A 12,377-nucleotide genomic window follows, 5' to 3' on the forward strand; every position below is an offset into this window, starting at 1 on the left:
AAAGCGGACGCCCAGTCGACGGGCAGGGTCAGAACTCCTCGTCGACGTCGGAGTCACGGGCGGCGCGCTCACCGCGGTCGAGGGTGGCGAGTTCGGCCAGGTCGGCGGGGTCGAGAGCGAAGTCGAACAGGTCGGCGTTCTCCACCTGACGGCCGGTGTGCGACGACTTCGGGACGACGCTGATGCCGTTCTGCACCGACCAACGCAATGCGATCTGCGTCGGCGACTTGCCGTATTTACGCGCGATCCGGAGGATGACCGGGTCGGCGAGCAGGCCTTCCTTGCGGCCGGTCGGATGCCACGCCTGAGCATGAATGCCCTTGTCGGACATGAACTCCCGCAACTCGGTTCGCGGCAGCGACGGTGAGCACTGGATCTGATTCAGAACCGGCCAGCGTCCAGTCTCGTCGAAGAGCATCTGCAGGTGGTGCTGTTTGAAGTTCGAGACGCCGGGTGTGCGGACGTAACCCTCGTCGGCGAGCGTGAGCAGCGCTTTCCAGGAATCGACGGTGCGGCCCAGGCTCGGGCACGGCCAGTGGATGAGGTACACGTCGATATGCGCGACACCGAGCCGGCGAGCGCTCTCCTTGGCGGCGTTGATCGCCTCGTCGAAACCCTGGTCACCGCCGCTCAGCTTGGTCTGCACGACGATCTCCTCGCGCGGGACGCCGGTCCCGTGCAGGCCCATCCCGACACTCAGCTCGTTGCTGTACCGGGGCGCGGTGTCGAGGAGGCGGTAACCGGACTTGATCGCCGAGCTGACGGCGCTGACAGCCGGCCGGCCGAGCATGTTGTAGGTGCCGAGCCCCACCAGGGGGATCGAGGTGCCGTTGCTGAGCTCGACCGAGGGGATGTCCACCGCATCAGGATATGTCGACAACCGCATCCTGCGCCGCCGGTCGATCTGGAACGCTTGACCGATGAGCACCGGAGACGACGCGTCGTACGACGACATCGTGGTGGGCGCGGGACACAACGGCCTCACGGCTGCCGCCTACCTCGCTCGTGCCGGCCGGCGTGTGCTCGTCCTCGAGAAGGCCGACCACGTCGGCGGCGCCACGGTGTCGGCGACGCCGTTCGCCGGTCTCTCCGCGCGCCTGTCGCGGTACTCGTACCTGGTCTCGTTGATGCCGAGCCAGATCATCACCGACCTCGACCTCGACGTCACACTCATCCGACGCCGCTATTCGTCGTACACGCCCCTGCCGTCGGATCCGGCGCGCGGCATCCTCGTCGACAACCTCGACGACGATGCGACGGCCGCGTCGTTCCGGCGGGTGACCGGCTCCGACCTCGGCTTCACCGCGTGGCAGTCGTTCTACCGTCGGCTCGGCGTGGTCGCCGACCGCGTCTTCCCGACCATGACCCAGCCGTTGCGGACCGCCGCCGACATGCACGACCTCGTCGTCGGCCCAGACAAGTCCACCACCGACACGTCGACCGCCGAACTGTGGGAGGCGCTCACCACGCTGCCGCTGGGCACGCTGCTCCGTCAGTACTTCGACGACGACCTGATCCGCGGGATCGCCGCCACCGACGGACTCATCGGCACCTTCGCCGACCTCGACGATCCGTCCCTGCGCCAGAACATCTGCTTCCTGTACCACGTGATCGGCGGCGGAACCGGCGACTGGGACGTCCCGGTCGGCGGGATGGGCGCGGTGTCGGGTGCGCTCTACCAGGCGGCGACCTCGGCGGGAGCCGAGATCAGAACGGGCGTCGAGATCACCGGCGTCGATCCCGGCGACGGGACCGTCGAGACGACGAGCGGCACCTTCCGCGGTTCGATGCTCTATGCCGCGTGCGCGCCGCAGGTGTTCAACACGTTCCTCGGCGGGACGCCGATCCCCTGCGAGCCGGACGCCCGCGGGTCGCAACTCAAGATCAACCTGCTGCTCGACCGGTTGCCGCGACTCCGCGACGGGTCGACCCCGCCGGCGTCGGCATTCGCCGGGACCTTCCACATCAACCAGACCGCCACCCAGCTGCACGACGCGTGGCGGCAAGCGAATCGTGGTGAGGTGCCGGAGGTCCCGCCGTGCGAGATCTACTGCCACACGCTCACCGACCCGTCGATCCTGGGCCCGGAGCTCGCGGGCAAACACACGCTGACGCTCTTCGGGCTGCACATGCCAGCAGACGTGTTCGACGAACCCGGCGCCGTCGAACACGCCGTCGGCGCGACCTTCGCCTCGTTGAATTCGGTGTTGGGGGAACCGATCCAGGCGGTGATCGCGCACGATGCCAACGGCCGGCCGTGCATCGAGGCGAAGACCCCGCAGGACCTCGAGGACGCCGTCGGACTGCCCGGCGGGCACATCTTCCACCGGCCGTTGCAATGGCCGTGGGCCGAGACCGTGTCGGAAGTCGGCCAGTGGGGCGTGGAGACCCCGCATCCGCGACTTCTGTTGTGCGGCGCGGGCGCTCGTCGCGGCGGCGGGGTCAGCGGTATCCCGGGCCGTAACGCCGCTGCGGCAGTGCTGGGTGCGGATGCGCTCGAGTCGCCTCGTTAGACATCACGGCCGGACCTCCACGCCCGGTCAGTCACCCTCGATCTTCTGCGCATTCGCCCACCGGCGTCCCGGGTCGCCGCCCCACGCATCCCAGGCCACGCGTCCCGCTGACGGGAAGCCGTCCTCGCCGTTGTTGAACCCGGTCGCGTTCTTGTCCACCTCGTGGCGAGAGAAGTAGTTGCGCATATTCTTGATCTGGTCGTCGTCGACGTCCTTGCCGTCGGCCAACTGGTGGGCCCGGTGGCGGCCGGTGTCGGTGAACCCCTTACCCGCCTTGCCGTCGTCGATCCATCGCACCGCGCGCTGGGCAGCCTCCTGGACGTCCTTGGGTGGCTTGTGACTCATCTGCCGCGCTCCTGTCGTCGGGTCGTGAGATATCCGCGTGCCCGTCGGAGCCTGACGTCAAACCCGTCGACGGGGCCCTACGCGCGCACCTCGGCGAGGGGGCGGTCGTCGGCGATGGTCGCCGTAGCCCGATCCGCCACTCGCGCAGGTAGCGACACGAACGGCGTCGGCCACCAGAACCAGCGACCGGACAGTCGCGCGATAGCCGGCATCACCAGCGTGCGGACGAGAAGGGTGTCGATCAGCAGTCCGATCGCCACGGTCGTGCCGATCTGTGCGACGTTGTGTGCGTAGCTGGCGAGCATGGCCAGCATCGTGATCCCGAAGGTGAGTCCGGCCTGGGTGACCACGCTGCCCGTGCCGACCATCGCGCGGATCAGACCGGTTCCACCGCCCGCGCCGTACTCCTCACGAAAACGGCTGACCAGCAACATGTTGTAGTCGGCACCCACGGCGACCAGAAAGGTGAACGCGATGGGCGCGACCGACCAGTGGAGCGGATTGCCGATGAGACCCTGCCACAGGAACACCGATACCCCCATCGCGGACAGGTAGGAAAGCCCGACGGTCCCGATCACGGCGAGTGCCGCGACCAGACTGCGCAGCAGGAACAGGACGACGCAGAACACGAAGGCGAAGGCGGCGACGACGATCGCGATGAAATCCTCGTGCGCGAACGACTCGATGTTGAGGAGCGTGCCGCCCGGCCCGCCGATGCTGACGGTCGATCCCGCGAGCGAGGTGTTCTTGATCGCCGCGAGTGAAGTCGGGATCACCTCCGCGCTCACGTCCATCGCGTCGCGGCTGAAACCCTCGCGCTGCGGGGTGACGATCATCCGCGTCGCCTTGCCGTCGTCGGAGAAGTAGTACGGGATGCCGCTCTGGAAGAGCGGACTCTCCAGCGCCTGGCTGGGCAGGAAGAACCCGCCGGCCCCGGGACTGCCCGCCGAGTACGCCCCGCTGACCTCGTCGAGGAAGTCGGTGATCTCGCCGACCTGCGGGAGCAGCGCACCCAGCGTCGTGCGCAACGGCCCGATCAGCTCGCGAATGTCGGTGACCGTGGCGCGCAGCGTCGGGATCTGCGCGGCGGCGGTGGGCAGCGCATCGCCCAGGGAACGAGTGCCGCTCGCCAGTTCCCGCACGGAATCACGCAGTGTGGGAACGTCGTCGAGCACCGACAGTCCGGTGAGCGCGGTACGGCACGCGTCGACACCCCGGCACTGCGGGACCGATTCGACGAGTCCACGCACCGGCGCGATCCCCGCCGACAGTTCGTCGACCTTGGTGAGTGTCGACTCGCTCGTTCGTTGCAATTGCGCAGTGGCATCGGACAAGGATCCCGCGCCGGCCGCCCCTTGCCGCAGCGCGGTGTCGAGGCCGTCGATGGCGGTGTCCAGGCGATCGACCGTTGCACCGATTGCGTCGAGATCGGAGATGCGGTCGCGCAGAAGCGATGTCATCTGACCGAATCGGTTACCGATGTACCCGGCCTGCGACGTGAGAGTTCCTTGGTCGAGCGTCTGCCCGAGGGGGCGGGTGATCCCTTGGACCGCGTTCACACCGTCGATCGAGGCGACGGCGTCGGTCATCTGCGCGAGAGCGACCAGATCCGCCGCATTGCGCATGTCATGGTCGGACTCGACGATGAGCACGCTCGGCGCCATGATGTTGGGCGGCAGGTGCCTGTCTGCCGCAGCGAATCCCACGTTCGCCGGTGAGTCCCCCGGTTGGGCGCGACGTTCGTTGTAGCTCGGCGCGTACATGGCGAGCGGGATGATCATGACCGCGAGCACCGCGAGTGCGGCAGCGAGTACCGGGCCCGGCCAGCGGGCGACCGTGGTCCCGATCCGGCGCCAGCGTCGTGGCGACGCCGACTCGCGCGGCTCCACGAACTCGAGCCTGGTGGCGAGGGCCAGGACCGCGGGGCCGAGGGTGAGTGCAGCCGCGAGGGTGATGAGAATGGCTATGGTGCAGGGCAATCCCGACGTGCTGAACATCGCGAGCCGGGTTGCGGCCAGGCAGGCCATCGCACCCGCGACGGTCAGCGCCGAGGCGATGACGATGTGCTGGACGCCGGCCAGCGCGTCGTAGTAGGCGTCTTCTCGGTCGCGACCCTTTCGGCGCGCCTCCTGATATCGGCCCACCAGGAAGATCCCGTAGTTGGTGCCCGCGCCCAGGACGATCACCGCAGACAGCGCCGCGGCGAAGATCGAGACCTTGATGACCTCGTTCCCGGCCAGGAAGGAGATCGTTGCGCGGGCCACGGCCAACGCCAGCCCCACCCCGAGCAGTGGCACCATCGCGGTGACGACGGACCGGTAGACCAGCAGCAGCACGGCACCGACCAGCAACGCGCACACCGACACCAGCAGGATGATGGAGTCGTTGATCGCGACCATCTCGTCGTTGACGACCGCCGACGGCCCGGTGACGTGCACGGCGATACCGGGTGGCGGTGTCGACGCGGCGACCGTGTCCCGCGCGGACTGGGTCGACTCCATGGCCAGCGCGGTGCCCATGTTCCCGGCGAGATTCACCAGGACGTAGGCAACGTGACCGTCGGAACTCTGTGCAGCCGGAGCGAGATCGGGATTCGACCACAGGTCCATCGCGGAATTGACGTGTTCGGTGTCCGCGGTCAGCGCAGCCAGCAGGTCGTTGTAGTAGGTGCGGGCGTCGGGCCCCAGCGGTTCGTCACCCTCCATGAGTACGTAGACGAAGTTGTTGCTGCCCCCGCCGCCGAAGTACTCGCCCATCTTGACCAGCGCCTGCACCGACGACGCCTCGTCGGGCAGGAAAGACTGCGCATGTTCGGTGACCGTCGATTCCAGCTGGGGCACAACGATGTTGAGACTGCCGGCGATGAGCAACCAGATGACTATGACCGGCAGCGAACAGGCGTACAGAAAGCGTGCGAACCGCGGTCTCGACGATGCCCTGTCGCGCAGCACCTCGCGGCGTACGGGCCGCCGGATCTCGGCAGAGAGTCCCTGTAGGAGTCGAGCGAACCGCTCGCGTCTGGTGGTCATCTGCCGCTCCCCTTCGTCGGTGCTCATCTACGCCACCGGGACCAGACAGTTGGCGGCCGTGCTGCCGTCGGCGCCCGAGCCGGTCTGCCTTACTCGCTCGAACCCGTTGACCCGCACCGCGCATGACACCGCGCCGCGACCTGACGATTGAGTGAGCACACCGACTGAAGTCGTCAGTTCGCGCGTACGGAGCACCATCCGCCACGGAACGGAGACCTTGTCGTCGACGACCCGTCCCCCGGGCTCGATGTAGGACACCCGCGCTGACGAGCCCGCCGGGCCGGTCACGACGTACTCGATCGATTTGTCGCGCACGACGCCCGCCTCAGGCGCCGCCGGCGAGTGGCCGATCGCCCGGTCGGGGATCTCACTCAGGCGCAGCTTGCCGACGTAGAACGCCGACACGGACATCACCGCGATGACCACCCACACGATCCACCACGAGCCTGCATACGCAACGGACTTCTTCATCGGACCCCCATCGACATCAGACATCCGCGTCTCGACCTGGCCTCATGCCTGCCGAGCAGCGTTCAGCCTGCCAGTGGCAGGGACTCTATATGTGACATTGCACGTTGGCAAGGTCCACCGAACGCCCGCGTCTTGCTTCGAAGCCATCCGACGCGGACCTCCGCCATGAACTCCATGCGTGGTGGCCGTGACCCCTTCTTCCGGGGGTGGTGAGTCACGTCGCGAGGCGCGACCATGGGCTCCTCGCGAAGCGAGCAGGGTGCGCCCCTGTGACGGAAGGCCTTGCCATGACCACGAGCCGATTCCCCTTGACCGAACTCGCCGACCTGCCGGATGACCTTCGTGAACGGATCGACCCCGTCGCGGAGAAGTCCGGTTTCGTCCCCAACATCTTTCGCGCCCTGGGGCATCGCCCGAACGAGCTGCGAGCGTTCCTCGATTATCACGACGTGTTGATGGAGGAACCGGGCCCGCTGTCGAAGGCCGAACGTGAACTGGTCGTGGTCGCCTCGTCTGGAGCGAACAGATGCGTCTACTGCGTCGTCGCCCACGGCGCCATCCTGCGCGTGCGATCCAAGGATGCACACCTCTCCGATCACGTGGCAACCAACCCTGCCGGAGCGGTCCTGGATGAGCGTCAGCGCGCGATCGTCGAGCTCACTCTCGCCCTGACCAGGACCCCAGAACTGTTCGCGGACAGCGACATGGCTCGCGCCCGGCAAGCGGGGCTCACCGATGACGAGATCTGGGACGTCGGGGCGATCACTGCGTTCTTCGCCGCGTCGAACCGACTCGCACACCTGACGGCGGTGGCACCCAATCACGAGTTCTATTCCATGGGTCGGTGACTCGGGACACGGCCGGATCAGCTCACCGCGGATCGAGCCGGTACAGACGCGAGTGAGCGGGTGTCACCACACGGGGCTAGGTGGAGCTCAGTGCCGAGACGAGCACCGACACGAGCCTGGGTATCGCGGTTCGATCTGCCGACGCATGCGCCGGGTCGAGCTGCCCGATCGACAACCCCCAGCAGTCGGGATCTTGTAGCAGCGCGCCGAGTGCCTGTCCGAGGATCGCGATGGTCGGCCCGCTGTTTCGGCCGTTCACGTTCTCGGCGATCGGCGCGTCCAGAAAGTCGAGTACGTCGACATCGAGATGCACCAGGAACGGTCCGGACGCCAGAATCCGGCGGGCGTCGGCGGCCGCACCTCGGGGGTCGTCGCAGAGCGCGGTCTGATCGACGACCGCGATTCTGTGTTCTGCAGCCTGTCCGCGTTCCCAATCAGTTGTTTCTCGACTCAGATCAACGCCGAGGTAGACCAGCTCCGACGGCTGCACAACGGTGTGCGGTACATCAGATCGACCAACTCCGGCGCGGCCCCCTCGAGACCCAGCGCGTGTGCCATCCCCATCCAGCTCAGTGAGCCCTCCGTCGTCGAGCGGGGGGTGTTGAGATCCAGATGCCGGTCGATGTAGACGAGCCTGGGCCGTTCTCCGGCACGTGCCATCGCGTCACAGAGTCCGACGGCGACTGTGCAGCTTCCGCCGAGCACGAGCAGACATTGCTCCGCTGCGAGCAGGCTCGCCGCAGCGGTGGAAAGCTCGACGAGTGCATCCGCCTCTTCGCCGAGGTTCTGCGCGAACGGTCGCTCACGGTCGGGAAACCACAGCCGCGTCGTCAGATCGCCGGCATCGACGACGTCCGTGCCCGACGCCCGCAGCTGTTCGACAAGGCCGGCAGCTCGCAACGCGCCGGGCGCTCGTTCTACACCCACGCAGTAGGCGCCGGCACTACTGGGCACACCCAGCACGGTCGTTCTCATCGAGTGCCGTCGACCGGACTGGCGTGGGCTGGCTCCATGGCACCCATCGTCGCAGAATGAATCGCCCGTCGGACGCCCAGATCGGAACACAACCGTGAAGATCCGAAGCCGACGTCCTGGCCGACCCGCCGCCCGGCTCGCACATGAGGGCGAGGTCGTGCCACGTCACGAACGCGGTGAGCCATAATCGCGGGCATGCAGAAGCCGGCTTGCCCGATCCGACGCCGGACCGCGCCCGAGGTCCGTGAAGCGCTGCTCGTCGCGGCTGTCGCCGAACTCGACGAGGCCGGACCCGAGAACGCGAGCCTGCGTGCGATCGCCCGCCGGGTGGGTATCACGCATCAGTCGGTGGCCCACCATTTCGCCGATCGCCGGGCGCTGTTCACCGCGGTCGCGGTCCGCGGTTTCGACAACCTCCACACCGAACACGTGCGCGCGCTCGAGCAACTGCCGGACGATGCCCCGCTCGGCGAGGCCGTCGCCACGCTGGGGCAGGTCTACGTCCGGTTCGCACGCGACAATCGCGCGACGGTCACGCTGATGATGGGCTCACGACTCGTCGACAACAAGGCGCCCGACCTGGTCGCGGCACGAGCGCGCGGATGGGAGTTGCACACGCGAACCGTCTCCGACGCCGCCGACCACGGTTGGGGCGGCGGCGTGCCCGGCAACCTCATCGCCGTCGCAACCTTCGCCATGGCGCACGGCCTGGCCGCACTGGAGACCGACTTCGCCGACCAATTGCCCGACGGCACCGGCATCGAAGACCTGCTCTCGTTGGTCAACGCCGCGATCATCACTCCGCCGCACCAGGATTCGTGATCGCCGGGGACGTTCGGCGGCGTCCGGTCAGAGCATGTGCACCTTGCGGTAGATCCGTGCCGCGGGCCGGGTGAGCAGACCCACCTCGTCGAGGAAGCCCATCAGGTGTGCGCAACCCGAGCGGACCATCGACTGGAAATGGTGGTTGCGGCGCATCTCTCCGACCGCCCGACGGTGGTCCAGACCGGCGTCGGCGTAGGCCTTCGGTCGGACGAGGCTGACGAGGATGTAGGACACGGCCATCGCGGTGATCATCGAACTGAGCTGTCGCCGAATCCAACTGGCGTCCGCCATGGACTGGCGCACCTCCTCTCGCGCGAAACGCATGTGGCGAGATTCCTCGAGGACGTGGATCTCGTTGACGGTGCGCACGAGCGGCAGCACCCGATCGTCACGCATGCAGCCCCGCTGCAGCACGTCCAGGACTTCCTCGGCGGCAAGGATTCCGGCGTAGGCGACTTCGCTGCCCGCGACGCGCATGAACAACTTGCCGAAGCGACCCAGGCGCGGGTGCGGCGTGTAGCTGGTCCCGGTCAGCTTGTACGACGTCTTGGCGAACATCAGCGAGTGCCGGCACTCGTCAGCGACCTCGGTCAGGGCGAACTGGAACTCCGGGCGGTGGTAGTCCCCGAGGTACTGATCGCGGATCACCATCTCCTGCAGCATCATCTCGAACCAGATGCCGATGCTCATGATCGACGCCGTCTCGTGCCGGGTGAGGGCGATGCGCTGCTGCTCGGTCATCTCATCCCAATAGGCCGTTCCATACAGAGTCGACCACTCCGGGCTGCAGCCGTACTTGCCTTTCTCGAGCGGCGCATCCCAGTCGATCTCGGTCAGCGCATTGCGCGACAACCGCGCGGCAGATGCCAGCAAGCGCTGCGACACCTCGTCGATTCCGTCGTCGGAACGGGTCACATCTCTGAGCGCTTCCATGCCGGGCTCCTCGTCGTGCGCGGTAGTACGTCTGTGATGCATGCCACCACGGATCGTGCCATCAGTCAATGGTGCGTTTTTCGATGGCATCGACGAGCGCTTGCAGGTCATGGGCACGACTCCGCGTCCCCGGTATGACGGTCGGTCTGCGAACCCCGCCCAGGTAACCTCTCTAGCGATGTCTACTGAAGAGTTGCTGCCGATCACGACCCGCAAGCTGGTGGGCTGGTCTCGCACCACCCCGATCGAGGGTCACGTCCTGTCCACGCCGTACCCCGAGGTCATCGCCGAGGCGGTCGCCCGCGTGGCCGACGACAACGCGGACAAGCCGGACTACCTCAAGCGCGGCGTCATCGCCCGCGGACTGGGCCGCTCGTACAACGAGTCGGGCCAGAACAGTGGCGGCCTCACGATCGACATGACCCCACTGACCAGGATCTACGCGATCGACGACGAGTCGGCCACGGTCGACGTCGACGCCGGCGTCTCCCTGGACACGCTCATGCAGGCGGCGCTCCCCCACGGCTTGTGGGTCCCGGTGCTCCCGGGTACCCGCCAGGTGACGGTGGGCGGCGCGATCGCGCACGACATCCACGGGAAGAACCACCACAGCCAGGGCAGCTTCGGCAACCACGTCGTCGAGATGCAGCTGCTCGTCGCCGACGGCCGCATCCTCACCCTCACGCCGGGCGGCTCGGCCGACGACCCGAACGGCGAACTCTTCTGGGCGACCATCGGCGGCATCGGCCTGACGGGCATCGTGTTGCGCGCCAAGATCCAGATGAAGCGCACCGAAAGCGCCTACTTCATCGCCGACACCGCGCGCACCGGCTCGCTCCAGGAGACCCTCGACCTGCATCTCCAGGACGGATTCGAGGACGGATACGAGTACGCCTCGGGCTGGTTCGACACCATCAGCGCGCCGCCGAAGCTCGGTCGCGGCACGTTTTCCCGGGGGAATCTCGCCCGCGTCGACGAACTGCCGGAGAAATACCGCGACAACCCGCTGTCGTTCAACAACAAGCCACTCGTCCGGTTCCCGGACATCTTCCCGCGCGGGCTCGCCAACAAGCTCAGCTTCTCGGCGGTCGGCGAGGCGTACTACCGGATCGGACCGCCCAGTGAGGGCAAGGTCAAGAATCTCGCGCAGTTCTACCACATGCTCGACGTGTTCGGTGACTGGAACAACGCCTACGGACGCGGCGGCGGTTTCTGCCAGTACCAGTTCATCGTGCCGACCGGCAACGAGGGCGAGTTCACCGCGCTCATCGAGGACATCCAGGCGTCTGGCCATGTCAGCTTCCTCAACGTCATCAAGCTCTTCGGCGAGGGCAACCGCGCGCCCCTGAGCTTCCCGTTCAAGGGGTGGAACGTCTGCCTCGACTTCCCGGTCAAGGCCGGCCTCGCCGAGTTCCTCAACGAGCTCGACCGCCGCGTCATGGCGATGGGCGGCCGCCTCTACACCGCCAAGGACTCGCGCACCTCGGCCGAGAACTTCCACGCCATGTACCCGGAGATCGGCGACTGGATCGCGACGCGTCGTCGCATCGACCCCAACCGGGTGTTCATGTCGGACATGGGTCGGCGACTCGAACTCGCCTGACCGACTGCCCTTTTCGACGCGCCGCACGCGCACCCGACCTGTACGTCACCGAAAGCGAGTACACAATGATCAACGCCGTGGGCGTCCCACAGTCCATCCTGGTCCTGGGCGGCAGCTCCGAGATCGGGCTCGCCATCACCGCGGAGTACCTCAGCAAGGGCCCCGCGCGGGTCATCCTCGCCACCCTGCCGGGTGATCCCACCGCCGACGCGGCGGTGGAGAAGGCCAAGAACGCCGGCGCCACCGAGGTCACGCAGATCGACTTCGACGCCCGCGCCACCGACACGCACCGGGCGGTCATCGACAAGGCGTTCGCCGACGGTGACGTCGACGTCGCGATCGTCGCCTTCGGTATCCAGGGTGACGACGAGCAGGCCTGGCAGGACCACGGTCTCGCGGTCGCCGAAGCCGAGATCAACTACACCGCAGCGGTTTCCGTCGGCGTGCTGCTGGGCGAGAAGTTCAAGGCGCAGGGGCACGGACAGATCATCGCGATGAGCTCGGTCGCCGGCGAGCGCGTGCGCCGCAGCAACTTCGTGTACGGCTCCACCAAGGCCGGACTCGACGGCTTCTACCTCGGGCTCGGAGAGGCGCTGCGCCCCTTCGGTGCTCGCGTCCTCGTCATCCGCCCCGGCCAGGTCCGCACCCGGTTGTCGGCGCATGTCAAGGAAGCGCCGCTCACGGTCGACAAGGAGGACGTGGGTCGCCTCGCGGTGGCCGCGGCCACCAAGGGCAAGGAGATCGTCTGGGTGCCCGGGCCGTTCCGCTACATCATGATGGTGCTCCGCCACATCCCGCGTCCGATCTTCCGCAAGCTGCCGATCTGATCCCAGCC

At 67.2% G+C, this 12,377-nt stretch carries 12 protein-coding genes; 5 read left to right on the forward strand and 7 right to left on the reverse strand.

Annotation, left to right across the window (positions count from 1 at the left end; translation table 11 throughout):
- Positions 1–28: 28 nt before the first annotated feature.
- On the reverse strand, positions 29–859 hold the full coding sequence (locus tag Q9R39_RS12205) for an aldo/keto reductase (protein WP_159369843.1): 831 nt from the start codon (positions 857–859) through the stop codon (positions 29–31).
- Positions 860–920: 61 nt separating this feature from the next.
- Here Q9R39_RS12205 and Q9R39_RS12210 point away from each other — a divergent pair, with 61 nt between their 5' ends.
- Positions 921–2,513 carry an NAD(P)/FAD-dependent oxidoreductase gene (locus tag Q9R39_RS12210; RefSeq protein ID WP_311277552.1) on the forward strand — a complete coding sequence of 531 codons (1,593 nt, stop codon included), beginning with the start codon at positions 921–923 and terminating at the stop codon, positions 2,511–2,513.
- A gap of 27 nt (positions 2,514–2,540) precedes the next feature.
- Here Q9R39_RS12210 and Q9R39_RS12215 read toward each other — a convergent pair whose 3' ends face one another.
- The 3 genes from Q9R39_RS12215 to Q9R39_RS12225 all read right to left on the reverse strand — a co-directional run bounded on the left by Q9R39_RS12215 (position 2,541) and on the right by Q9R39_RS12225 (position 6,382).
- The gene (locus tag Q9R39_RS12215) at positions 2,541–2,858 is read right to left on the reverse strand and encodes a hypothetical protein (RefSeq protein ID WP_311277553.1); all 318 of its coding nucleotides are present in this window, start codon (positions 2,856–2,858) and stop codon (positions 2,541–2,543) included.
- A 77-nt stretch (positions 2,859–2,935) separates the two neighbouring features.
- Positions 2,936–5,914 carry an RND family transporter gene (locus tag Q9R39_RS12220; protein WP_311277554.1) on the reverse strand — a complete coding sequence of 993 codons (2,979 nt, stop codon included), beginning with the start codon at positions 5,912–5,914 and terminating at the stop codon, positions 2,936–2,938.
- Positions 5,915–6,382 (reverse strand): MmpS family transport accessory protein, encoded by a 468-nt coding sequence (locus tag Q9R39_RS12225; RefSeq protein WP_311277555.1) that lies wholly within the window; start codon positions 6,380–6,382, stop codon positions 5,915–5,917.
- Positions 6,383–6,645: 263 nt separating this feature from the next.
- On the opposite strand from Q9R39_RS12225, the gene Q9R39_RS12230 reads away from it, so the two are divergent.
- Positions 6,646–7,206 (forward strand): peroxidase-related enzyme, encoded by a 561-nt coding sequence (locus Q9R39_RS12230; protein WP_311277556.1) that lies wholly within the window; start codon positions 6,646–6,648, stop codon positions 7,204–7,206.
- 76 nt (positions 7,207–7,282) lie between these two features.
- On the opposite strand, the gene Q9R39_RS12235 is transcribed toward Q9R39_RS12230, so the two are convergent.
- Entirely contained in the window at positions 7,283–7,696 is a 414-nt protein-coding gene (locus tag Q9R39_RS12235) for a hypothetical protein (RefSeq protein ID WP_269553590.1), read from the reverse strand.
- Positions 7,657–8,160: an arginase family protein gene (locus Q9R39_RS12240; protein WP_311277557.1), complete on the reverse strand. Its 504-nt coding sequence runs from the start codon at positions 8,158–8,160 to the stop codon at positions 7,657–7,659. Before Q9R39_RS12240 ends, Q9R39_RS12235 begins: the two co-directional genes overlap by 40 nt.
- A gap of 216 nt (positions 8,161–8,376) precedes the next feature.
- On the opposite strand from Q9R39_RS12240, the gene Q9R39_RS12245 reads away from it, so the two are divergent.
- Positions 8,377–9,003 (forward strand): TetR/AcrR family transcriptional regulator, encoded by a 627-nt coding sequence (locus Q9R39_RS12245; protein ID WP_311277558.1) that lies wholly within the window; start codon positions 8,377–8,379, stop codon positions 9,001–9,003.
- Between the two features lie 27 nt (positions 9,004–9,030).
- Here the strand turns inward: Q9R39_RS12245 and Q9R39_RS12250 are convergent, their stop codons facing one another.
- On the reverse strand, positions 9,031–9,939 hold the full coding sequence (locus Q9R39_RS12250; RefSeq protein ID WP_311277559.1) for a diiron oxygenase: 909 nt from the start codon (positions 9,937–9,939) through the stop codon (positions 9,031–9,033).
- A 178-nt stretch (positions 9,940–10,117) separates the two neighbouring features.
- Here Q9R39_RS12250 and Q9R39_RS12255 point away from each other — a divergent pair, with 178 nt between their 5' ends.
- Complete coding sequence (locus Q9R39_RS12255) at positions 10,118–11,542, forward strand: FAD-binding oxidoreductase (RefSeq protein ID WP_058250950.1); 1,425 nt, start codon at positions 10,118–10,120, stop codon at positions 11,540–11,542.
- 65 nt (positions 11,543–11,607) lie between these two features.
- Positions 11,608–12,369, forward strand: a complete 762-nt coding sequence (locus tag Q9R39_RS12260; RefSeq protein WP_065631239.1) for a decaprenylphospho-beta-D-erythro-pentofuranosid-2-ulose 2-reductase — start codon at positions 11,608–11,610, stop codon at positions 12,367–12,369.
- Positions 12,370–12,377: the final 8 nt, after the last annotated feature.

Origin of the sequence: Gordonia sp. AC31 (genome assembly GCF_031844505.1) — a bacterium.
Taxonomy (GTDB): Bacteria; Actinomycetota; Actinomycetes; order Mycobacteriales; family Mycobacteriaceae; genus Gordonia; species Gordonia hongkongensis.

Bases quoted from the DNA above. Each gene is read 5' to 3' on its own strand.
- Q9R39_RS12225 (WP_311277555.1), bottom strand. From the start codon at position 6,382: ATGTCTGATGTCGATGGGGGTCCGATGAAGAAGTCCGTTGCGTATGCA.
- Q9R39_RS12215 (WP_311277553.1), bottom strand. From the start codon at position 2,858: ATGAGTCACAAGCCACCCAAGGACGTCCAGGAGGCTGCCCAGCGCGCG.
- Q9R39_RS12250 (WP_311277559.1), bottom strand. From the start codon at position 9,939: ATGGAAGCGCTCAGAGATGTGACCCGTTCCGACGACGGAATCGACGAG.
- Q9R39_RS12230 (WP_311277556.1), top strand. From the start codon at position 6,646: ATGACCACGAGCCGATTCCCCTTGACCGAACTCGCCGACCTGCCGGAT.
- Q9R39_RS12210 (WP_311277552.1), top strand. From the start codon at position 921: ATGAGCACCGGAGACGACGCGTCGTACGACGACATCGTGGTGGGCGCG.
- Q9R39_RS12260 (WP_065631239.1), top strand. From the start codon at position 11,608: ATGATCAACGCCGTGGGCGTCCCACAGTCCATCCTGGTCCTGGGCGGC.
- Q9R39_RS12220 (WP_311277554.1), bottom strand. From the start codon at position 5,914: ATGAGCACCGACGAAGGGGAGCGGCAGATGACCACCAGACGCGAGCGG.
- Q9R39_RS12255 (WP_058250950.1), top strand. From the start codon at position 10,118: ATGTCTACTGAAGAGTTGCTGCCGATCACGACCCGCAAGCTGGTGGGC.
- Q9R39_RS12245 (WP_311277558.1), top strand. From the start codon at position 8,377: ATGCAGAAGCCGGCTTGCCCGATCCGACGCCGGACCGCGCCCGAGGTC.